The organism is Bacillus salacetis (assembly GCF_003581585.1).
Taxonomy (GTDB): domain Bacteria; phylum Bacillota; class Bacilli; order Bacillales; family Bacillaceae_B; genus Rossellomorea; species Rossellomorea salacetis.
In genome coordinates this window covers 15,026-37,931 of the sequence record NZ_QXIR01000040.1, presented here as the reverse complement: position 1 = coordinate 37,931, position 22,906 = coordinate 15,026, and the positions used below count along the sequence as shown (strand labels likewise).

Below are 22,906 nucleotides of genomic sequence, written 5' to 3'. Positions count from 1 at the left end.
AAGTAAAAAAATTTATTGTTTCCGTCTATTAAAGATCAGGACACCTGCCATAAGCAAAAGCATGGCAGAAAAAATCAAACCTTTCTTCACATCTCCTTCCATGAATGTCTTCACGACCCAGAGAAAAATAAAAACGGTAAATACTATATCAAACATGAATAATCGCTTTTTGGTCTTATCTTTCATCTTTTCACCTTCATCCTTTCTAAGTCTTTTTTGGAAAGGACCCTTTGATAAATAGCTTTATAAGCTTACTATGTATACTTGGTTATGATACCATATTCCAGTTTGCTTTTTCCTGAATCCGGACTTAAAAAAGAGTTGCGGCACCGCTTCACTTGCAAATACTACCCTGAGTGCACTCTGCCGCTATCAATCCTCGACTTATTGTCATACTCTTTCTCTGAAATTTGATTTCTAGATAAGTCTCTCCAGCATGTCATTCCCATGGGATTGGAACCCTCGTCATTCTTTGCACCGGCTATTTAAAAGAACCCAGAGCTATTATAACGTTCTTTTTTTCTGCTGCCTTTCTGTATGTTTCCTCTTCTATTTTCCTTTATGAAGAATAACGCAGCGTTTAGATTAATAACTTTTTAATAAACGATAAAAGAGCGGAGGATGAAGATGCCTGAACAACCTATTTCCCTGTGGGAGGAACATCAATTCTGGTTAAATATGCTTCAGGATCATGCCTATTTTGCCAGGGATTATTTATCCCCTGCCGAAACAAAATACGTGTCAGAAGCCGATATGTTCATCCGGAGCTTCGAGGCTGTCCTGCAGCAGCTATACTCTATTCCTAGAAATGCAGCCCATTCTTCAAAAGAGATGATCGAGTTAGCCGGCTTTGCTTATCAGACAGCAGGGAAATATTATTTATTTGAAGGCAATCTATTAAACTTAAGGCTGAGGAATGAGATTAATATTAACCTGACTCCAACTTATTTCAACGGGACATTAAATGAAAATGCAGAATACCTGAGAATCCTTCAATATTATATGCAGGGTCAGGAGGCGCCGCCGCTTTCCTTGGTTGACCTCCTGTCCTTATGGCTGGAAGATCAGCTTGGCCATGCAGCACTTTTGGTTAGGGTGGTCGATGGCATAGAGTTCGATATTATCCGGCAGGCTGAGGGGTTAAAACTTAAGTTCTCTCAATATATTGTCAAAAATAATGCCATTAAAGGGTATTTACGGTTCCTTCCTCCCAATTCACCCATCCAAATACGATTTGCCCATGAAGTTGCAGAATCAGTCGTTGCCTTCAATAACCTGATGAGCTATACGTTAGAGAAGTATAATGAAAAATCACTTGTCAATCAATCAACCAGAAGGTTTCTCTTCCATCATTTTCCGGAAGCCTGCTACTTCATGAAAAAGATGTCATTTTACGCACCGAACCTCCATTATCCGCCATGCCAGATCACCTACCCGCCCGGCCGCTGAGCCGGGGACAGTCCCCTGTTACTTTAAAGTAACAGGGGACTGCCCCTCATCGCGTTAATGCGGTAAAGGATGAATGCAAATGAAAGGCCCGCCTCTGCAAGGCAGGCCTTTCCAAACCTTATTTTCCTTCTTTTAACAGTGCTTCGATATCAAGAGCGATCTGGTCATACGGCACATCTTCATATCCGCTATAGCTTTTTACCGTTTCTCCTTCTTGGTTGACAAGGTAAAAACTTGTCTGGTGGACGACCTGATCTGTATTGGGGTCATCAGCTACAAGGGATTTGAACGATTTCTCAGCAAACTTGGAAATGTGATCCTGTGAGTAGCCTGTCAATAAGTCCCACTTGCTCATATCGGCATCATACTTGCTGATATATTCAGTCAGGGCTTCCGGTGTATCCACTTCTGGATCGACACTGAAAGAAACGATGCGGTAATCCTTAATTCCTTTTTCCTTCAGCTTTTCCTGTAGAAGTGTCATATTATAAGTCATTGGTGGACAAACCGTCTCACAATTCGTGAAAATGAAATCGGCCAGCCACACTTCACCCTTTAAATCCTCAAGGTTCACTTTTTCATTATTTTGATTGGTATAACTGAAATCCTGAACATCCCAATGATGATCGGCTTCAAATCCTCCGTTGCCGCACGCTGCCAAAATCATTGCAGCTGCCAATATTAAAGCGGGCAGCTTAATTTTTTTAACCAAAGAAATCCCTCCACACACTTTACAAATATCTTCATTTCCTATGTTAGTTCAATCACCGGATGAATACAATCTGCTCAGAAGATTATACTTGACCATTTTGTGAAAGGATATTAGCTGTTCAGAATGCAGCCAACCGCTCCGGCGAAAGCTCCATTCTCTAGAAAAACAGGTTCATAATCCATTAGATTTCGAAACTGGGAAAGATCTGACCTCAATAAAGTATTGCCGGTCAATGCCCCTCCAGTAAATACAATTGTGTTGATTCCCTCAGCCTCGGCAGCTCGCGCAGCAAGAAGGACCGTGTTTTCAGCAGCCATATTAATAAGCGCTCTCAGTGAATCGTTCGGTGTTTCATCACCTGTCCTCTTTCCCGCAAAGTTTGCTGCAGTCAGATATCCTGGAATAGGCGGCTCTTCATGTTCATAAAGATCCCTTACCAGCAAATCCACCTTCTCTCGCTTTCCTGTTGCTGCAAGGGAGATGATTTCTTCAAACGAATCCAGCCCTGTCAAGATTCTACCAAGCCCAAGGATGGTACCTCCTCCCAAACCCGTTCCCATAAGCCTGCGGTATTCATTGTTTTTCCAATCCACATAAAAGAATGATGTGCCCGTCCCGATATTAGCCAAAATAAATGGCCTGTTAATTTGGTGTTCTTCTGAAACAAGATAGGCAGAACCGCTGCATACTGCCTCAAACTCAGGCACCAGTGTGCTGTTCGCAAGGATATTCTTGAGTACGCCTGCTTTCCCGCCTGTAACATAATATTCAGAGTCTGGCGACAGCCAATTAATCCACTTTCCCAACCCATCAAGATCGCTTGTCTGAAAAAATCTATGATGCCTTGTATCTCTTTCAAAATAGACTACTTTGGTCAGTGTTCCGCCAGCATCAATTCCGATCCTGTTCATGACGATGCATCCTTTCGTTTAGAGAATAGAAAAGCAAGAATCAATCCATTCAGTACCATGATTATCAGGAAAGAGACCAGGAAATAAAAAATGCCGGTAAGCTTTTCTTCGGATGAACCGGCAGCGAAGCCCCACCATATCGATCCAAGCAACAGAACCAGGAAATTCAAAATCGTCCCTTCCATGAAGGGCTTCTTATAACTGTTGAAATCAAGCAGACGCTTCCAACTCCAAATGAAAGAGACTGCAGCAGCCAGAATGATAATCAATACAAAAAGGAATAATTCCATAATTATGACCACCTGCCATTTTTAAGATACCTCTATCATATTAGAAATTAATGCCAACATAAAGTATTAGATGGGAAAAAGGGATAAGGAGCCGCCCCTTATCCCTTACTGGAATTATCATTATGCCAGAAACTGAAATTGTGTGGTACTGCCGTTCTGGGAAGAGATGACTTCAAGCCGCGCATCGATCCTCTCCTTCAACTCGGGGACATGGGAAATGAGACCGACGAGGCGTCCGCTGCTTTGAATATCCATCAGAGCCTCTATCGCATGGTCAAGTGATTCAGGATCGAGAGTTCCAAAACCTTCGTCAATAAACATTGTTTCAAGTGAAACGCCTCCAGCATATTGCTGGACTACATCCGCCAGACCCAATGCCAATGATAAAGCCGCTTTGAAGCTTTCCCCGCCGGAGAGCGTCTTCACATGCCGGTCCTGGCCTGTGTACTGATCGAAAACGAGAAGTTCCAGGCCGCTCTGTACATTCCCTTTACTCCGGTCCTTTTTCCTGATCAGCCGGTATCTTCCCGACGTCATCTTCATAAGCCTGTCGTTTGCAACAAGCAGGATATCCTCCAGGAAGGAAGCCAGCACATACCGTTCAAAGGTAAGGCGGTGGGCATTTTGTCCCCTTGCCATTTCCGCGAGGTGACCTGCGACACTGTACCTTTCTTCAAGGTCTTTCATCTGATCATTCAGTGTTCGGACAGAGGAAAGAATGGATTCATTTTCAATCTTTCTCATCTTCATTGAATTACATTGATCATTCAATTCCTTCAGCTCTTCGTCCATTTCTGTAAAAGCTTGCTGAAGTGCTTCCAGCCGCGGCTCTTCTAGATCATTCAGGGATTGCTCCAGTTCACCAAGCCTGTCATGGACAGAGCGGACTTCTTCACCAAAGCGGCTGACGATCTTTTCCATAGAATCGATTTCAGCTTCTGTTCTCTTTGCTTCCTGGAATTCTTTATAATTTTCAAAACCTTGCTCATCAAGGATTTGCAGGAATTTCTTCCGCTCTTCTTTCATTTCCTTCATTACTCTTGATACAGTTTGTTCTTTATCTTTCACCTGAGCTTCGTTGACAGATACTTCTTTAACCAGCTGGTTATATGTTTCCTGAGCTTTTTGATAGGATATTTTTAACCTTTCAAGCTCTTTCTGTGCGCTATTCAGAGCAGCAGTGTAAGTATCCCTTGACCGGATTTCTTCCGGGATAGCTGACTGTCTGCTGTCTAACGCTCCCTTTTTTGCATAATAAGCTTCAGAGAGGGAGGCTTCTTCAGTCTTACGCCTTTCCAATTGGGTTTCCAACGCTGCAGCGGCATTCCTGCTTTCTTCCATTTCCTTCAACAAAGGGTCCAGACCGGCCAATCGCTGCCTGAAATCATCAAGTAGAAGTTTTTCACCGCTCAGCTTGTTTCTTATGGAATTCAGTTCCGCGTCGAGAGCTGTTTCTTCAAAACCTTCTTGGAGTTTCCTCACTTCATCAATAGCTGCCTGTTTCTGTGACATGATAGCTGCAAATTTTGCTTCGGCTTCATAGAAAGACTTGCTTTTTTCATTCAAAAGTTTTTCCTTTTCCATCACCTTTAATTTTGCTGCTTTGATGTCCGAGTCATCCGGAAGGTCTTCTTGTAAATGAGCAAGGTTTGGATGATGTTCTGAACCGCATACAGGGCAGTTTTCCCCTTGGGCCAGCTGAGATGCCAGTATTCCAGCTTGTGCTTTATTCCATTTTTCCTCCAGGAATATCAGCGTGGAACGTGCATCATCAAGTTCCCGTGATGCCGCATGATGCTGTTCATTTTGTTTTGCCGCTGCGGCATTCATGCTTTCACTTTCATTCATCAACCTTTGCACTTGATTCAGAAGCTTCTCTTCAGCCTGCATTTGAGTGACCGCTTTCTCTTTCTCAAACGACATAAGCCGTACATTATCCAAATCAGCTTTTCTTTTTACATCCTTTTCCAGAAGAGTTCTTTTCCTATTCAACTCTTCGGATGTCCTGCTTATCTCTTTTACTAATTGCTGCCGCTGGTTTTCCAGTTTCTTAATCTCATCTTCAAGCTGTCCCATCGAGAAGACATCTTCCTTCAGATTTTCAAGGTTATTCACCTTTTTAACAGCAATATTCCTTTCTGATTCTTTTTGCTGTTCTTTTTTCCAATTCCCTGTGGCAGCATCCAGCTGTTCAGTAAGATCCTTCTGTTTAGAATGCAGTCTCTCCAGTTCATATTCCACAGCTTTCAATTCCCGGTTCAATCTATGGCAATATTCATCTTGTTTGACCAGCTTGTCCGCCTGATAGGCTCTCTTGATTTCCATTTTCAGACGATTGATTTCCTCCTGCTTGCTTTCAAGTTTCCGCCTTTCCTCCTGGAGAGCCCTTCTTTTCTCAAATTGTTCTGAAAGCTTTTGAGCCTGGACAATCTCCTTCTGAAGCTGGTCCCTTTCTTTCTGCTTTTCATCAAAAGCCTTGTTCAGGTCAGCCAGCTTTTCCTTCATCAATTGAATATGTTTTTCCAGTTCCTCCAGAATTATCTGATCCTTTAATGGGTCCTCAAGCAGCAGTGCCCTCAAGCCATCATTTTCTTCAGGATGAATACCCAGGAGTCTCCTCGTTCGCTCCTCCACGGATTTTTCCACATCACGTTTTAACAGATCGCTTTCTTCTTTCAACTTATCCTGTACAGTCTTGTAAAATTCCGTATGAAAAAGCCTTTGCAGAATCGCTTCCTTATCTTTACTGTCCGAAATTAACAGCTTCCTGAATTCTCCTTGCGGGATCATCAGGATCTGTCTGAACTGGTTGGCATCCAGCTGGATGATTTCCTTGATCTTTTCATCGACATCACGCACATTTGCAGCCAAAAGCTGCTTTTCTCCATCCTCGTCGATTGCATAGAACTCAGCCTTGGCTGTGACTGTCGTAAAACCGTCACCGCGCGCTTTTTTCTTTTCCTGCTGGGGAGACCGGACAATATGATAGGTCTTTCCTCGAAGTGAGAAGGTCAAGGAAACTTCCGTTAGGTCATCATCACTTGCAAATTGGCTGCGGAGATCATTCCCGTTCCTGTCTTCTCCGGATGCCTTGCCATAAATAGCAAAGGAAATGCCGTCAAAAATGGTCGTCTTACCCGCACCTGTTTTGCCTGATATCACAAACATTGTGCGGTTCCCAAGAAGCTGAAAGTCAATTGTTTCAGCAGAAGGATATGGCCCGAACGCCTGCATTGTTAGCTTCATTGGTTTCATTTTTTTCCATCCTCCCTCTTGGCTTTCTCTATCACACTGACCATGATCTGCCTTTTTTCTTCTGTAAAATCAGAAGTGGTCATGTCGTTATAGAACTGTTCAAAAAGTTCCAGTTCCGATTTCTTTTCATCCCTTGCCGTTGTATAATCCTCTCTCATCCTTAAGTCTTGCTGTTCCATTTTTCTCTCGAGATGGAGAACATTGGGGTAGACCTGCCGCAATTTATTGATTGGATCGATCAACGCACCTTGATCCCGGAGGATAACTTTCAGGAAATCATCGGTTTTCTGCGCTTGAAAGAAACCCGGATCTAATAACTCTTCCAGATGACCTTCTATCTCCCGCATATCCTGTTTAGGAGTGAGACTCCTTTCTTCCACTGAAATACTGCCATTTGAATCGATTTCCACAATGGAAACCGCCTTGCGCTGCCTGGCTTCTGAAAAAGAATATTTTAATAGTGAACCAGAATACTTGACTTTATCATGCTTAATCGCATCGGGACTATGCAGATGTCCGAGGGCTGTATAATGGAAGGGATCGAACAGTTCCGATCCGACACAGCCAGATCCCCCTACTGATAAGGTCCGTTCTGAATCTGAAGTTTTCCCTCCCAGCACAAAAGCATGCCCGACAAAAACATGCGGTTCAGAAGAATCCATGTGCTTTTCTACTTCACCGATAAGTGCCTTCATGGCATCATGATGGGAATGAACCGAATCATCCTGCAAAAGCTGCCTCACTATACCTGGTTCAGCATAAGGAATCAGATGGAAATTGACTCCTTCAATATGCACCGGTGTAAAGTCATTTGTCAGCTTTCCTTTAATGAACAAACGGCTCTGGCGATACCAGGATGTACCAAAGGAAAGTCTTTCTGCACTGTCGTGGTTGCCTGAAATGGCCACCACCGGCGTTTTTAGTTCAACATTGATTTTGTAAAGAATCTCATCTAATAATTCGACTGCTTCGGTTGGGGGAACAGACCGGTCATAAAGATCTCCAGCAATGACAACTGCATCCGGTTTCTCCTCTTCTACCAGATTCACAAATTGAAGGAGGACTTCCCGCTGCTGCTCCGTCATATAAATGCCATGGACAAGCTTTCCAAGGTGCCAGTCGGCTGTATGTATAAATTTCATTTTTTTCACCTCTCGAACACGTATTCTACTAAATATTATATCAAAGATTTCCCTTGGATTGTTACTGTTCTTGCAGCTGGCATCAATTAACGGAAGGTCTATTCAGTCAGCATCACTTGCCTATCCATGTCGAAAAAAAGTGTTCAACCCGGCCTTCATAAACCAGGTTAAACACCGTTGCATTATTGATTCTTCATCTCTTGAGGCAGCATCCGGATTGAAGCAATCACCGCTTCAAGCTTCGTTTCGATCCTATAAAGCAGATACATTGTCACTACAATTGGGAAACCGACTTCCGAGATGAAGGGAATCAATTGATCCATTACTATCACCTCCTTCTACGAGAAGGCGCCCATTGACTGACGCCGGCAGGGCACCTTTATTGAGGTTACACTTCGTAATCAGTGATATTGCGCTCGATTACCCTGGCTCCCTCGACAGCAACCAACGATCCGCTGTTGCTTAGGAAGACATTTGTGGCAATGATAGTATCCATTACCTGTTTGACTTTCGCTGGATCTACCGGTTCAATTGGCTCCTCAACCGAAAGACGGGCCATTTTTCCGAGTTCTGTGGTAAATTGCAGTTCCAATGTTTTAGCCATTCCTTTTCACCTCCTTTCTCTGCGGTATTCTGTTCAATTAAGCGTTGATGTCATAACTGTCATTCCTCTCCAATAGGACAAGCGGTTTTGCACTGAGACCTGCCAATGCTTCTCCCGCCTGAAGAATTTCGTCCGGTGTCGAAGCATTATTGATATTGCTGTATGTCTTGTTGGAGTACTTCGGTCTCCCTTCCTGGTCCACCCCTTCATCAAACACCATTCTAAGCTTGATGCTCTTCAAATCGGCTGTTGCCATCTCCCTCACCTCCTTTCACCTTTTATATAGGGAAAAGAAGCGGAAATGGACACCAGCTATAATTGTTTTTTCAGAGGTGCTGCCTCAGCTTTATCAGTATTCACACAAAATTACGCCTGCCAATGTGCGCATTATGCAGGGAAGAGAGTCTCAACTGCAATATGGTCCAAGCCGGGTTTTCTATCGCATACAATTCTGCCAGCATTGCAGACTTCTGCACAAATCCCATATTCACCTGAGGAATTTAACGCAAAAAAAAGGACTGTCCCGCATTGGGACAATCCTTTTCCAGTGTATTCTATTAACCGTTGATATCATTTGTAAGGCTTGATTTCACAAGTCCTGCTTCTTCAAGAAGGCTGGCGATCTGCTCTTCAGCTTCTGCAAACTTTTCATTTGCAGCATCGAAGTTGACTTCCTCTTTTTCAAGTTCAGCAGCCTTCATATCATAAGCCTCTGCTAAAGTTGTCTTGAATGTTTCAAGTTCTTCTTCATATTTTGAAAGATCTCCTGAAACTTCAAGGCCTTTTACTGCTTCGCTTGAAGCTGCAGCAGATTCAGCAGCTGCCGTTTTCATCTCTGCGCTTGGAGCTTCTTCCCCGCCCAATGCCGCTTCGTAATCATTCAATTCATTATCAATTCCATTTAAAGTGCTTGTCATATTCAAGTAGAAGTCCATCATAGCTCCGGAAGCATCAGCTGTTTCCTCAGCATCTTCTGTACCCTCTGCATCATTTGCTGCATTATTGCCTGCATTGTCATTACCACCGTTATCAGAGCAGCCTGCAACCGCTAACAATATAGCCAATCCTAACCACCATAATTTTTTCATGTTCTCCATCCTTTCTGAAATTCCCTTGTTGAGTAGAATATTGGCAAAATTTATATGACTCCCTTTTTCAGGGAGCTTTCCATCTTTTAGCCGATATGTATCGTACCATGCTTCCTTGGGAAAGGTAAAGGAATATTCCTCCATTTCTCTAAAGTTTAAATCTTGGAAAAATTACCTTTTTTCTGAATAAATTGACCTGAATCACGTTACTTGAAAAAAAACTGAATCTGCTCCATAATAAAGCATGTTCATTATATGGGGCTGATTGTGTTGCTGGTGCATGCCTCGGTCTTCAAAACCGCTTGGGAGGCGCGTGCCGTCTCCGCTGGGTTCGATTCCCAGGCAGTCCCGCCAAAACTTCAATTAAAATGAATTACACATAAAAAAATCCTTAATGCCAAAAGCGTTAAGGATTTTTTGTTTATTGTTCTTTCCCTTTTTTGTACATCCTATATGCAGCATATAACAGCACGAGGCCGAAGATGACACCGCCTAGATCTGCTATTAGTCCCATTTTTCTTCCACCTCTCTTGCGCTTCGATTTCAAGTCCTTATTAATATCATCCCACTAGATTTTCGCATATTATCAATCCTTTTGTCACTCATTATACAACTGCCCTGATATAAAGAGGCGCAAGGTGAGTGATTTTTGAAAAGAAGGATTTTTCTCCAAAATAAAAAACCGGTCAAAACCGGTTTTTTATCCAAGCTCGCCAGGAATCTTGGTATTTGGATTATTATTTGTGGTGGAGCTGGTGCTGTTATAATTGGCGGAGTTAACCGAACCAGTTGTGGTGCCTCCGCGTGACTGGTCGTGATTTTCATCCATCACCTCTTCACCGGCTTCCTTCACTTTTCCGCCGATATCTTTAAGGTCGGAAGTTGCTTCTTTGGCAGTTGAAAGGATATCTGTAGATTCGTCTTTGACCTGATTAACCTGGCCCATGATATCTTCATTTACCTTCTCATAAAGATTTTGCGCATCATGAATGGCTTCTTTCAATACAGATGATGCAGATTTTAAGCGATCTTGAAGATCATGTTTGACTCCTGATGGATCTTCCTTGACCTGTCCTACCATATCCATTGTTGAGTCTTTTACATTTTTCGTATTGGAAACCACCTTTTGTCTCGTTGTGGAATCGAGCATGGCAATCGCTCCTCCGACTACTGCTCCAAGAACCATTCCTTTAACGAGCTTCCCATTCTTTTCTTCTTGATTTGTGGATACACCGGAATTGTTATAAGAAACCGTTTGTGTCATAAATATTCATCCTCCTACAAATTTTTATTATTGACTTATTTTTTTATTTCCCGTTTTTTTCTTTATTAAACTTTGATGGCTGCTAAGTAACTAAGGGCATTTTTTCCAACACAAAAAAGCTGTAAATCTCTTTACAGCTTCTCAGCAGCTCCTTTGGCAGCCTCTTTGGCCCTTTTTGACTTTTTGGGAAGCGCAGAGGGCAGAATGATTTCAAAAGTTGTCCCTTTCCCTTTTTCGCTTTGGGCAGTGATGGTTCCCCGGTGATCTTTTAAGATCCGCAGACAAACCATGAATCCCAATCCGGTCCCTTTTTCCTTCGTTGTGTAAAAAGGTTCTCCCAGTTTATTAAGGGTATTTTTGTCCATACCCTCTCCCTCATCTTCAAATGTAAGCAAGATTTGACCGTTCATTTCACTTGCATCAATGTAAATGTTTCCTCCGTTTGGCTGCGCCTCAATTGCATTTTTGATCAGATTGATGAATACTTGCTTAATTTGATTCTCATCACACCGAATGAACAATTCATCTCTTGAAAAACGTGAGTGGATAGTGACATCGAATAAAGTGGCATTGGTTTGCAGCAGGGCCGTCACCTGTTTAAGTATGTGGACGACATTCTTTTCCCTTAAGTGTACAGCCTGCGGTTTTGCCAGCATCAAGAGCTCGCTGAGAACCATTTCAATTCTCTTTATTTCTGTAAATATTATATCCAAATAGTAGTGGTTTGAATTGGAGTCTGTTTTCATTAATTGAAGAAAGCCGTTGATAGCTGTAAGGGGGTTTCTCACTTCATGGGCGATGCCTGCCGCAAGCTGCCCTGCGACTGAAAGCTTTTGTGACTGCACGGCAAGGTTTTCATTCATTTCCATCAATTCTTCTTCTGCATATATTCGATGGGTAATATCTGAGATAGTACCTATGGTTCCCTTGAACTTTCCCGTTTCATCATAGTTGAATTTCATATGCAGTTCAGCCCAGTAATTTCCTCCCTCTTTTGTCCGATAAGATATTTCTATTTTGTTTCGGTCCACTTTATCCTTAATGCAAGCCCTGATAGTCGGCAGTACCTCATGCCGCTGCTGCAGAGGCAGAAAATGAAGGGCATTGGCATTCAAGCTTTCTTGTACGGAATAACCGGAGAAATTCTCCCAGGCAGGATTCAAAAATTGAAAGAGTCCTTGTTCATCCGTCTTAAAAACGACTTCATCAATTTGTTCCAGTACGAGGCTCATTTCATCCGATAAAGCGCGGTACTTTTCTTCGCTCTTCTTCAGCTTTTCAATACTGTTTTGGTGGCTGTCATAATAACCCCCAAGCCAGAATGCAGCACCCAAAATCAAGATGGTATATATGATATCCACCGATAGAATAAGACGGTTGCCCAGCACATAATAAAAGATATAATCCCAGATGATGATAAACAATGCAACCACGATGAAAGCTGTAAGACGACCCCGATATCGACCCATTTCGTCACCCTTCGTTCCAATCATATTATTTTATCCCAATTTTCGCACAATTATCCTAAAATCAGTATACCATTTCTCTTTAAAAAAGAAATATTTTCCTGATGATTTTTTACGATAATTCCATATAACGAATTAAAGTGGTGAAAATTCTTCTCCTATTTATCAGCAAAGCATTCAATAAAAAAAGAAAATTTGCACTGATACTTGTCACTATTCCTTCCCTTGTCTATAATGAAAGACGATAATTGGCTTTTACAGAATTATGAGGTGAACAAGTGTGCAATTAGAAGGCTGGTTTTTAATCTTCATCCTTTTCTGGGTAGTCATCCTCGTTTCTTTATTCGCAATCGGCGGATTTTTCATGTTCAGAAAGTTTCTCAAAAGAATGCCGAAAGAGGATGGACGGTCGGATCTGGATTGGGAAGAGTATTATGTCAATCAAACCTATCAATTATGGGGACCGAACGAGAAAGAAATGTTAAATGAATTGGTATCACCTGTCCCGGAATTGTTCAGGGACGTGGCAAAACAAAAAATTGCCGGCAAAATAGGAGAACTCGCACTTAAAGAGAAAGCATCATCGATTTCCCAAGAATTGATTATCCGCGGTTATATCATTGCTACTCCAAAAAGGGATCATAAGTTCTTAAGAAAGAAGCTGGATGAGATGAACATCAGTGCATCACCCTATGAACATCTATTTGAAGCTGCAGGAAAGGATTCGGAGTAAATGAGTGCAATTTTGATCATCCCCATCATTCTATACATCATTTTTTTCGGAGCCGGAATAGTCCTTTTTAAAAAATACAAAAAGAAAAAAGGCTGAAGCAGAGTTTTCTGTGACAGCCTTTTTCTTCCTTTCAGCAAAAAACCGGCTGCCTGTCCTTCAACAGGTTACCGGTCCTCTCATATTGTATTGGTCGTCAAGTCATCTTTATCATTCAGCAGCTTCTTATATTGCAGATACATGGCAACCCGCCAAGGTACAATCATACCAAAAGCAAGTATCCAGAACATACCGCTCAATTGACCATAATCAATACTATTGCTCAGTACCATCTTTGCAGCAATCCGCACCAGGAGCAGCCCGATTAATATAAATGCAAAAGCTTTTGATCGTTTAAGATACACATCATTATCACGAATCTCAAAACGAGAAGTTTTGATGAGGAAAATAGAAAAAATCATGCCTACAACCAAAGCCTCAACTACTTCTGCCAGCGTCACCCTGAACATAGGGATAAGAAACATAAGAGCACCTGTACTCATAAAAATCGGAGGCAGGATGATTTTCCTGGCTGTCACAGGCTTCTTCTGTGCTTTCATACGAATAAAAATCACAAAAAAGCCCATACAAATCGCAATAATGGATGAAGCAATCGTCATCGACATAATCATCATCCTTTATAAATAAATTACTAGTATCGTCACTAATTATAGACTATTACACCAAAAGCGCAAGTTGCCGTTCAACCACATAGAGATTGGATGGCTCCGGTAATAACTTATACAGCCGATTTTCTCTTTTGTTTCTCGTTATGGTGCTTCATTGCCCCTTCTTGATCCCACTTTCTCACTGTATTCTTTCTGTGGCGCTTCAAGATCCCGCGATATAGAAAATTTCCCCTCTCTCCCAAAAGACACCCCCGAAAACCCGGACACAGTACTCACAAAAATTTAAAACCTCCCAGCCTTTTGCCTGAGAGGTTTTAAATCCTAATTTAACACCCTATTGATTGCTTCCACTACGCGGCTTTCATCAAAAGGCTTGACGATGAAGTCCTTGGCTCCAGCTTCAATGGCTTCTACCACAAGTTTCTGCTGTCCCATTGCAGAGCAAATGATGATTTTCGCATGGGGATATTCCTTGATGATCTGTCTTACTGCTTCAATACCAGTCATCTCAGGCATTGTGATATCCATTGTCACAATATCCGGGTGAAGCTCGCGATATTTTTGAATTGCCTGGATGCCGGTCTCAGCTTCTCCAATGACTTGGTGTTCACTGTTTTGGAGCATATTTACAAGAGTCATTCGCATGAATTTAGCATCATCCACTATCAGTACTGTTGCCACAGGTGATCCTCCTCGTTCCATCAATGGACCTGGAATTGATTTATTAATAGATGTAATTATATGACATCTATTAATATAGCATTCTTTTCCAGTTGTTTTCAATCCTGTAATTGAATCTTTACAAATCATCAAGTGGTGTTTGATCAAAGCTCTTAATCAAACATTGCCCAAAAAGGATCTTTCAGCATCAGGTCAATTACTATAAGGAAAAAATCCGGATTTTGGAGCCATGCAAAGGCCCGGTAATCCGGATAAAGCCTGTATTAAAAACCAGTAAAGCCTCCAGTGATTTTGCTGAAGAAAATGATAATTGCAGTGAGCCAGTCAAAGAAGAGCATGATTCCGACAACAATCATGATATAACCGCCGACCTTCATGATCTTTGCATTGTTTCTTCGGATCCACTGCATCCTGCCCACAAAGAATGATAAGACGAGAAACGGGATGGCAAAGCCCAGCGCGTAAGAAATCATGTACAGCATACCTGAGCCGGGATTGGTTCCGACAAGGGAAATGACGGCTCCCAAAATAGGGCCGGTGCAAGGCGTCCAACCGGCAGCAAATGCCATCCCGATCAAAACTGAACCAATATAGCCGGCTGGCCTGTTTTTGAATTCAAATTTCCGATCTTTCATGAGGAACCTAGGCTGGAACACTCCAATGACCATCAAACCGAAGATGACAATAAATATGGCACCTGTTTGGCGGATGATATCCTCATATTGAAATAGAATGTTGCCCAGAAAGGAAGTACTGAAACCCAGTACTACAAAAATGGAGGAAAATCCAATCAGGAATAAAATGGTATGGATTAAACTCCTTTTTTGAAGCTTAACATTCTCATTTTTCAGGTCGCTTACTGACATCCCGGTTATGTATGAAAGAAATGCAGGATAGAGCGGCAGGCAGCAAGGTGATATGAAACTCAGGAACCCCGCGCCGAATGCCAAAAAGATATTTACATCACCCATAAGTCCAACTCCTAAAAGTTTTATTAGTTATTTTATTGTATCAGACATTCCTAACTGATTGGTGTTACACTCCTGTGAACAATTTGTGCAGGTGCAGGGTGACTGTTATGACAGACTTTTATTATGAAGGTACTTTACAATTCTTTACTTTTTTCATAAAAAATGTGAATAATTCTTTCATTGGCAGTTACTTTTCGCTATACTATTATATATCAGTTACAATTATTAGCAGAATAAGGAATAGAATTAAATAGAAAAAGAGAAAACTCTTCAAGAAAGGACTTAAGGCCATGTGTAAACAAGAGCTCCTTGATCGAATCGAAAATAAACGCGCACAGTTAATAGATATTGCAGCTGTAAATGGCCTTAATTCACCTCTGGCTATAAAATACAGTCAAGAACTTGATACTCTTTTGAATCATTATAACCGGAAATTCATTAAAACATCATCCATATCAAAATCATTGGTTGCCAAGTAAAGCAGCCCTGAAAAAAGGCAAAAGCGATTTAACGCTTTTGCCTTTTTTATATTGCTCTTTTCTTGAACTCGATTCAAATGAACCCTGAAAAACAATGCCCTTACTCACTTGAAAAATCCCGGTTTACAAAAAATGCCGCACTTCTAAAATAATGTTAGAAACCTTCGGACCCCGCCGGAAAATCAAAGCTTCCTCATTTTCAAAGGCTGTTTTCGCCTATATTGTTGCTTTCGGAGAAATCCCAGGTGCCGGATTTTTCCCCTGTATACAAAGGTTTTACTCTCGAAAAAAAACGAGCAGCTCTTTTCTTTCCTTCTCACCGGGGTTTTTACGACGATATACCAGCATATTAAGTGAAATTTTTATTGAATAGCAACAAAGTTTACGAAAAGAGCCTTTTCAAAAGCAGAATTTCAGCGATTCTTATTGCTTCCTATCTTTACATGCAGTTGTATACGCTGCCGACAGCTTTCCTCTCGCTTCCGCTATGCAGATGGAATTCCCAGCCAGGCACAATAGTTTTTCCGTAAAATCCATCCCTAGGGATTTATGCCTTAGTAGCCTATACACCTTAAGCTAATTAACTAACCCAATAAAAGACAACGGCTGCCTTCCTTCTTTAGGAACTTACAGCATCTTCAATACCCTCTACAAGACCATTTTGAAGGAGGTACATTTTATGGTACAACCCTTTTTGCGAAAGAAGTTCCTGATGGTTCCCTCTTTCAACAATTTCCCCCTGGTGAAGAACCAGAATGCAATCAGCATCCTGTATGGTGGACAGCCTGTGTGCAATGGCAATAGTTGTTCTGCCTAGCCTCATCTTGGCCAGGGCCTGCTGAATAGCATCTTCCGTTTCTGTATCGATATTTGCTGTAGCTTCATCCAGTACGAGAATCTTCGGATTGGTTGCGATGGTTCTGGCAAAGGCAATCAACTGTCGCTGGCCGCTTGAGAAGGTCGACCCTCGTTCGACTACCTTATGTTCATACCCATCCGGAAGCTTTTCAATGAAAGTATGAGCCTGAACAAATTCCGCTGCCTCTCTCACTTCCTCGTCCGTCATGTTAGCGGCATGCAGCTTGATGTTATCCTCGACAGTTCCATAAAACAGGAACGGATCCTGAAGGACCAGACCTACCTTGTCCCTCAGTTCTTCCATTGGGTACTCTTTTATTGAATGTCCATCGATCAGGATATCTCCATGATTGAATTCATAAAATCTCATCAACAGGTTGATGATCGAACTTTTCCCGCTCCCTGTGTGACCGACCAATGCGACCGTTTCTCCAGGCTTTGCAGTAAAGGAAATATTTTTAAGGACATCTTTTTTTCCATCATATGAAAATGTAATATTCTTGAATTCAATTTCTGCATCAGTGATGCTTCCCGCCACTTCCCCCGTCTGGCCAGGAGTCTCTTCTGTTTCATCCAGCAACGTGAAGACACGTGAAGAGGCAACGATTGCCTGCTGGAACATGGAAAGCCTGGACATGACGTTGTTGACTGGCTCAAAGAATCGGTCAAGGTAGTTGATGAAAGCATACAACACTCCGATTTCAATCGGGTTGTTGAACGAGCTGATCCCAAAATAGGATAAAACCAGTATCAGGGCTGAGATATATACTAAATCAATGGCCGGTCTAAGCAGCAGACCATCCATCTTGATATTCCTCATCCCCGCTTTATAATGCTCTTCATTAATGTCATCGAATTCTTTTCTCAGACGCTTTTCCTGTCTGAATACCTGAACGATCGCCATACCCTGGAGTGACTCACTCAGCTTGGCATTCAACTGGCTTAACCGCTCCCTTAAATCATGATAAAAGATGGAGCTGTATTTTCTGTAGGTTCTAATGATCATGAACAATACAGGCAGGATGAACAGGCAGAATAGGGCCAATTTAACATTCAGAATGAACATCGCACTGAAGATCCCGATCATAAGGAAGCTTCCCTGGATGAAACTGACAAGTACACTTACAAACATATCCTTGATAGCTTCAGTATCATTTGTCACCCGTGATACAATGCCTCCGGCTGGTGTCCTGTCAAAGTATCTCATACCCAGGTTCTGCACCTTTGAAAAGACATCTACCCTCATCTGCTGAATGATCTTCAAGGCAATTTCCTGAAATTTCATCAATTGAAAATAAGAAATGACGACATTAGCTATTTGAATACCGATATATCCTGCTCCGAGCCAGACCAGAGGTTGATATGGGAAATTCCTTGGAGTCAGGTGGTCATCGATAAATATCTTGATGAGATAGGGGCCAAGGACGTCTCCAAGTGTCGTCAGGGCCAATAGGAAGAACGCCGCCAATATCGACTTCTTATGCGGGATCGTATACTTTACTAATCTCTTTAATACATGACGCTGTTCTTTTGCTGACATTGTCTTTGTTTTTTCCATACGGTCATCCTCCATGCTCCACTAGTTCTTCTAATTGCTGGCGCATATACATCTCCCTGTACCATCCTTCATTTCTCATCAATTCTTCATGCGTCCCCTTCTCTGTGATCTCCCCATTATCCAAAACGAGAATTAAACTCGCATGCTGAATCGCACTTAATCGATGAGCGGTGATAATAGTGGTTTTATCTTCCCGGTTTTCTTTGAGTGCTTTTAGAATCGATTCCTCTGTCTTTGCGTCCACAGCTGATAATGAATCGTCAAGAATCAGGACTTCCGGTTCCATCATGAGGGCACGTGCGATGGAAATCCTCTGTTTCTGCCCCCCTGACAGTGAAACCCCTCGTTCACCGACAACCGTTTGATACCCTTCTGTAAATTGCTCAATGTCTTGGTGAATGTGAGCCAATGATGCAGCTTTTTCAATTGTTCCTTTATCTGCCATTGGATTGGTGAATGCAATATTTTCAGAGATTGCTGCGGAAAACAGAAAGTGATCCTGCGGCACATAACCAAGAGATTCTCTTAGTTTTTCCAGCTTGTAATTTTTAATTGGACGCCCTCCGAATAGGACCTCACCTTCATAACCTTCAAACTCCCTTAGTAATACCTTAAGCAATGTCGTTTTTCCTGATCCGGTTTTGCCGACTACACCAAGCGTTTCTCCCCTTTTTAAAGTAAAGTGGATATTCCTCAGCACAGGTTCATCTTCGTCAGGGTAAGTGAACTGGTCAATATTGAACTGGATATCTCCTGTCGGCTTGATGTTCAAGGCATCAGGGGTGTCATCGATTTCCACTTTTTCAGCAAGCAGATTTGCCACCCGGTCATAGGACGCACGGCCTCTTTCGACAATATTGAACAGCCAGCCGAAAGCGAGCATCGGCCAAATCAACAGACCCAAATAGGTTGTAAAGGAGACCAGTTCACCAATTGTCAATTCACCCGAGATGACAAACCGGGAACCAAAAGCTACAGAAAGAAAAAAAGAAATTCCCACAATGATGGAAATGGTCGGGTCGAATAAAGAATCGACCTTGGCAACGGAAATATTTTTTTGGACGACATCTTCTGACTGCTCCCGGAAAGATTCGATATCTTCCTTTTCCTGCCCAAAAGTCTTGATGACCTTAATACCCGAAACGCTTTCCTGGGTTTTGTCATTCAAGTCAGAGAATGCTTCCTGCGCTTTATGGAATCGCTTATGTAATAATGTTCCGTAATAATTTGTCAGCAAAGCCATGAACGGCATGGGTATCAGCGCTATCAATGTCAGTTTCCAGCTGATTGTAGCTGCCATGGCAATGATCACGAACCCGCCTGTAGCAAGTGAATCGACAAAGGTCAAAACACCCTGCCCGGCTGTCATTTGAATCGCCTGAAGATCATTTGTTGCGTGGGCCATCAGATCCCCGACCCGCCTTTTCTGATAAAAAGATGGGGTCATCTTAGTAAAATGATGATAAAGGTTGTTTCGAAGCAATTTTGAAAGTTTCACAGCAGAACCGAAAATCATGATTCTCCAAATATACCTCAACCCGTACATACTTATTCCCGCAGCCGCCAGGATCACGACCCATTTCAGCAGTATGCCGGATGTCAACTCCCCCTCTTTAATGCTATCAACGACAATTCCTATCACTCTTGGCGGTATCAGCTGAAGCACAGCAACCACCAACAGGACAGCAATCCCTGTAAGGTAGGACTTTTTTTCTTGTTTAAAAAACCACATTAAATCAAGAAAGACTCTCATGATGATTTCCTCCGAATCCCGAAAAATTTTGCGACTCTTAATTTTAGCAAATTTTTCAAAAATAGAAAATAAAATAAAAGCTTTTTGAATGAATTGTTTCCCAAAAGCCTGAAAAAATCGGATAATCAGATGAAATGCCACAGGATTTCTTTAATCGGACCAAAAGAAAAAACGTGCTGCCAGGCACGTTTTTTCTTCAGCTTCCACTGTCATGGATATGGACAACCGGTTCTTCTTCTGGTTCTATAAGGACTGTAGCAGCTGTCCCTTCTGGTGTTTTCACATAAATATAAACTGGTTCATGAGGGAAGAAATCCTGAATTTCAGGTGTGAACGCCTGGACAAATCCGACGATCTCCCCGTACTTGGCCATGTCTGTGTTTACATTGATGACCATTTTCTGAAGATCACTCTCAATATAGGTTCCCTTGGCCACCAATTGGATCGTCCTGTCACTGAAGAAGGAGTTCATGTCTTCTTCCAGGCCTTTAAATCGGTTGGCCACTACCCGGTCGTGTTCTTCCGCTTCATCCGAAGGGAACAGATAATCTTTCTTTTCCACGTCACGCCATTTTTTTATCCCCTTATCATTTCCATCCAAGTAGGCATAGGTGAAATACGAACCCGAAAGCACACTATTTTGCTTTTCAAGTTGATAGAGGGAAATGACAACTGGTACATTCCTTAGTTTTTCGTTTTCCCTTACCCGTTTAATGACTGTTTCTGCCATTTTTTTGCCTTCACTGACCATTTTCTTTTCACTTATTTCTTTAGTATCGAAGTGCCTTAAACCCATATTGTCATTCACGGATATATAATCGACTGACTTCATGGCAAGGCCGATTGATAAGCCCTTAATATTTCCCTTTTGATCGACATAGTTTTGTTCATGGACATATCCGAGATACATAGGATGATCTTTACTGAGCTCCATTACTTTTTCCCATCCCATATCCTCGGTTACTTCGATTGCAGGATTCAAGCCCAGTTCATCATTTGATTTCCGCCTGATCCAGCTGCTGATTCCATTCAGATACTGTCCTTCCTGATAAATGAATTCATCAGCAGGAAAGTATTCTTCTGAAATACTCATAAGACCTGTCTCGATTTCATTCATGTCCACACGGTTATTCACCTGATAAGTAATCAATTCTCTATTTTCACTGAAAACAGAAGATTTCACTTTATATCGCAAATACTCATTTGTCTCATTCTCAGAAGTACTCTGCTGTGTAACCAGATTCGTGTTTTCGTTCTCTTGCTTTCCAGGCATACCTAAGAAGTTACACCCGGATAATACCAACAGCAGTCCTGCACTTGTTGCAATTAATCGTTTTTTCATTTAGGTCTCCCTCCGACCATTATTTTAGCACAAAAAAAGACCGGTGTTGACCAGCCACTGTATTATTTAAGAGTAAAATAATATAATTGCAGGATTTATTCAAGCAATAGGCTCACTTCAGCATCAGTACTGCCTGAAATTCCCTTTATACACAACAGGCTGAAGACAACTGAATAAAACGCTGTTTTCCCGTATATCGTTGCTTTCGAAAAAATCCCAGGTGCCGGATTCCCCCCCTGTATTCAAAGGTTTTACTCTCGAAAAAGAACGGGAAGCTCTTTTCTTTACTGCTCACCGGGGTTTTTAAGCAATTTACAAGGATTGAATTTGAAATTTATATGAATAGCAACAAAGTATTCGAAAAGAGCCAAATAAAAAGGACCCCTTCCGTTAACGGGAGGGGTCAAAAAAGGGGGTCAATCTCAAGATATACTTATATTTCCCTGTACCAAAGAAACGAAACTAGGGAATTAGTCGCTATAAGTAATATATTCAGGGGGAAATTATTAGGGGACATTCAGATGGGCATTTTAAATGAGAGCCTGGAACACCTGACAAGTTCCCTTCCGCTGCCTGTGCCGATTTTCTGTGACTAGTAAAAAAAATCTTAACGAACGGCAGGAGACAATAATAAAGACCGCTTTTCCTTTTGAAAAAAGCGGCCTTCTTCTTTATAGAGTAAAAAAGTAACCAAATTGAATGATTTCAAACAAGAAAGATGTAGCAATCCGGAAGCAAGAACTTCCCTTTTCACTAATCAACCTTTATATGGTTATGGGATTTTACTTTCCTTGCTGTTTGTTCATTGCGTTCATCATCTGATTGATTTTTTTCTGGGAAGGTTTCTGCCCCATTTGCATCATCATCATTCTTAACATTTGTTCATTGATTGGTGGATTTTTCTTCAGGTAGCTCATCATATATTTACGAGCGATGAAAAATCCTAGCGCTACCCCAGCTAATGCAGCCAGAACACCGACTAGAATGAATTGCCAAAGCATAGTTCTATTTCCTCCTTCATGTTGTCCTTATAAAAGTGTACTAAACCAAGAAAGATTATACAATAATTTAATTAAAAATTTCTATGTCCACGAATGTTTTTCAAATAAATTTCCTGACTTTTATCGGTTTGAGCCAGCCAAACTGTTCATTTTCTATGTCAATGGCAAAAAGCCGGCCATCAAGCTTTCTTAACACTTCAAAGATATAGGCATCCCAATCACTGCTATGTCCCTGCAGCTCTACCTCTATATATCTGTCCAGCAAACGTATTTTGGCTGTATTCTGCCCGCAGGAAGACTCAATATGAAATTGATTTTCACTTTGCTTGAATTCCCGCTTAGATGCCAGAGCTTGTGAAATGGCTCGATTAAAAGGCAAAAAAGGGATGCAGCGTGTAATATAGTTTATTTGCGACTTAATTACTTCTCGCAAAGGACCATCTGCTGACCCGCTCTCTCGAAACAAATTAAAAAAAGATCGCTCTCTTCCATAAAAATAATCAGCAATTTCATTTTCTATCCAGTAGAGTCGGTAGAATTTCATTTCTCTTCCTCCCCAAAGCCTGTCCTTTTTACCAAGTATAAAGAACCCTCGAAGGTAAGATTGTAGAAAACTGTTGAAAAAAATCACTATTTTTGTCGAAAGCGTTTACAAATTTAAAAGTCAATGAAAGCTGCTGAAAA

Annotated in this window: 23 protein-coding genes and 1 tRNA gene; 4 read left to right on the top strand and 20 right to left on the bottom strand. The window is 41.7% G+C overall.

From position 1 onward, the window contains the following. Positions 1-12 precede the first annotated feature (12 nt). Positions 13-186 carry a hypothetical protein gene (locus D3H55_RS24580; protein ID WP_168413197.1) on the bottom strand — a complete coding sequence of 58 codons (174 nt, stop codon included), beginning with the start codon at positions 184-186 and terminating at the stop codon, positions 13-15. A 441-nt stretch (positions 187-627) separates the two neighbouring features. Here D3H55_RS24580 and D3H55_RS20975 point away from each other — a divergent pair, with 441 nt between their 5' ends. After that, positions 628-1,449, top strand: a complete 822-nt coding sequence (locus tag D3H55_RS20975) for a DUF2935 domain-containing protein (RefSeq protein WP_168413196.1) — start codon at positions 628-630, stop codon at positions 1,447-1,449. Between the two features lie 118 nt (positions 1,450-1,567). On the opposite strand, the gene D3H55_RS20970 is transcribed toward D3H55_RS20975, so the two are convergent. The 9 genes from D3H55_RS20970 to D3H55_RS20930 form a co-directional block, all read right to left on the bottom strand. After that, positions 1,568-2,161, bottom strand: a complete 594-nt coding sequence (locus D3H55_RS20970; RefSeq protein ID WP_276310259.1) for an SCO family protein — start codon at positions 2,159-2,161, stop codon at positions 1,568-1,570. Between the two features lie 110 nt (positions 2,162-2,271). After that, positions 2,272-3,072, bottom strand: a complete 801-nt coding sequence (locus D3H55_RS20965; RefSeq protein WP_119549261.1) for an acetate and sugar kinases/Hsc70/actin family protein — start codon at positions 3,070-3,072, stop codon at positions 2,272-2,274. Beyond that, on the bottom strand, positions 3,069-3,362 hold the full coding sequence (locus D3H55_RS20960; RefSeq protein WP_119549260.1) for a hypothetical protein: 294 nt from the start codon (positions 3,360-3,362) through the stop codon (positions 3,069-3,071). Before D3H55_RS20960 ends, D3H55_RS20965 begins: the two co-directional genes overlap by 4 nt. Positions 3,363-3,482: 120 nt before the next feature. Further along, positions 3,483-6,617, bottom strand: coding sequence for an AAA family ATPase (locus D3H55_RS20955; protein ID WP_119549259.1), 3,135 nt, complete (start codon positions 6,615-6,617; stop codon positions 3,483-3,485). Beyond that, positions 6,614-7,759, bottom strand: a complete 1,146-nt coding sequence (locus D3H55_RS20950) for an exonuclease SbcCD subunit D (protein ID WP_119549258.1) — start codon at positions 7,757-7,759, stop codon at positions 6,614-6,616. The genes D3H55_RS20955 and D3H55_RS20950 overlap by 4 nt, the downstream gene beginning before the upstream one ends. A 182-nt stretch (positions 7,760-7,941) precedes the next feature. Further along, complete coding sequence (locus D3H55_RS20945) at positions 7,942-8,082, bottom strand: YvrJ family protein (RefSeq protein ID WP_119549257.1); 141 nt, start codon at positions 8,080-8,082, stop codon at positions 7,942-7,944. 65 nt (positions 8,083-8,147) lie between these two features. Continuing rightward, positions 8,148-8,363, bottom strand: a complete 216-nt coding sequence (locus D3H55_RS20940; RefSeq protein ID WP_119549256.1) for a DUF2922 domain-containing protein — start codon at positions 8,361-8,363, stop codon at positions 8,148-8,150. A gap of 37 nt (positions 8,364-8,400) precedes the next feature. Continuing rightward, entirely contained in the window at positions 8,401-8,619 is a 219-nt protein-coding gene (locus D3H55_RS20935) for a DUF1659 domain-containing protein (RefSeq protein ID WP_119549255.1), read from the bottom strand. 301 nt (positions 8,620-8,920) lie between these two features. Further along, positions 8,921-9,451 carry a hypothetical protein gene (locus D3H55_RS20930; protein ID WP_136035766.1) on the bottom strand — a complete coding sequence of 177 codons (531 nt, stop codon included), beginning with the start codon at positions 9,449-9,451 and terminating at the stop codon, positions 8,921-8,923. Positions 9,452-9,708: 257 nt separating this feature from the next. On the opposite strand from D3H55_RS20930, the gene D3H55_RS24575 reads away from it, so the two are divergent. Beyond that, positions 9,709-9,805 (top strand) — tRNA-Sec (locus tag D3H55_RS24575). Between the two features lie 346 nt (positions 9,806-10,151). Here the strand turns inward: D3H55_RS24575 and D3H55_RS20925 are convergent. Beyond that, complete coding sequence (locus D3H55_RS20925; protein ID WP_119549253.1) at positions 10,152-10,715, bottom strand: YtxH domain-containing protein; 564 nt, start codon at positions 10,713-10,715, stop codon at positions 10,152-10,154. Positions 10,716-10,846: 131 nt separating this feature from the next. Next, a complete protein-coding gene (locus D3H55_RS20920; RefSeq protein WP_119549252.1) occupies positions 10,847-12,208 on the bottom strand; it encodes an ATP-binding protein in 1,362 nt (453 codons plus the stop codon). 253 nt (positions 12,209-12,461) lie between these two features. Between D3H55_RS20920 and D3H55_RS20915 the strand changes: the two genes are divergently transcribed. Then, positions 12,462-12,914, top strand: a complete 453-nt coding sequence (locus D3H55_RS20915) for a DUF2621 domain-containing protein (protein ID WP_119549251.1) — start codon at positions 12,462-12,464, stop codon at positions 12,912-12,914. Between the two features lie 176 nt (positions 12,915-13,090). On the opposite strand, the gene D3H55_RS20910 is transcribed toward D3H55_RS20915, so the two are convergent. From D3H55_RS20910 to D3H55_RS20900, 3 genes are all read right to left on the bottom strand, one after another. Beyond that, positions 13,091-13,585, bottom strand: coding sequence for a CcdC family protein (locus D3H55_RS20910; RefSeq protein WP_420808780.1), 495 nt, complete (start codon positions 13,583-13,585; stop codon positions 13,091-13,093). Positions 13,586-13,900: 315 nt separating this feature from the next. Beyond that, positions 13,901-14,260 (bottom strand): response regulator, encoded by a 360-nt coding sequence (locus tag D3H55_RS20905; protein WP_119549249.1) that lies wholly within the window; start codon positions 14,258-14,260, stop codon positions 13,901-13,903. Positions 14,261-14,523: 263 nt separating this feature from the next. After that, positions 14,524-15,231, bottom strand: a complete 708-nt coding sequence (locus D3H55_RS20900) for a cytochrome c biogenesis CcdA family protein (protein WP_119549248.1) — start codon at positions 15,229-15,231, stop codon at positions 14,524-14,526. 290 nt (positions 15,232-15,521) lie between these two features. Here D3H55_RS20900 and D3H55_RS20895 point away from each other — a divergent pair, with 290 nt between their 5' ends. Further along, complete coding sequence (locus D3H55_RS20895) at positions 15,522-15,710, top strand: aspartyl-phosphate phosphatase Spo0E family protein (RefSeq protein ID WP_119549247.1); 189 nt, start codon at positions 15,522-15,524, stop codon at positions 15,708-15,710. 619 nt (positions 15,711-16,329) lie between these two features. Here the strand turns inward: D3H55_RS20895 and D3H55_RS20885 are convergent. From D3H55_RS20885 to sirA, 5 genes are all read right to left on the bottom strand, one after another. After that, positions 16,330-18,126, bottom strand: a complete 1,797-nt coding sequence (locus tag D3H55_RS20885) for an ABC transporter ATP-binding protein (protein WP_119549245.1) — start codon at positions 18,124-18,126, stop codon at positions 16,330-16,332. A 4-nt stretch (positions 18,127-18,130) separates the two neighbouring features. Continuing rightward, the gene (locus tag D3H55_RS20880; protein WP_119549272.1) at positions 18,131-19,879 is read right to left on the bottom strand and encodes an ABC transporter transmembrane domain-containing protein; all 1,749 of its coding nucleotides are present in this window, start codon (positions 19,877-19,879) and stop codon (positions 18,131-18,133) included. A gap of 196 nt (positions 19,880-20,075) precedes the next feature. Then, positions 20,076-21,221 (bottom strand): CamS family sex pheromone protein, encoded by a 1,146-nt coding sequence (locus D3H55_RS20875; RefSeq protein ID WP_119549244.1) that lies wholly within the window; start codon positions 21,219-21,221, stop codon positions 20,076-20,078. Between the two features lie 782 nt (positions 21,222-22,003). Continuing rightward, entirely contained in the window at positions 22,004-22,222 is a 219-nt protein-coding gene (locus D3H55_RS20870) for a YneF family protein (protein WP_119549243.1), read from the bottom strand. A 100-nt stretch (positions 22,223-22,322) separates the two neighbouring features. Further along, a complete protein-coding gene (gene sirA / locus D3H55_RS20865) occupies positions 22,323-22,766 on the bottom strand; it encodes a sporulation inhibitor of replication protein SirA (RefSeq protein WP_119549242.1) in 444 nt (147 codons plus the stop codon). Positions 22,767-22,906: the final 140 nt, after the last annotated feature.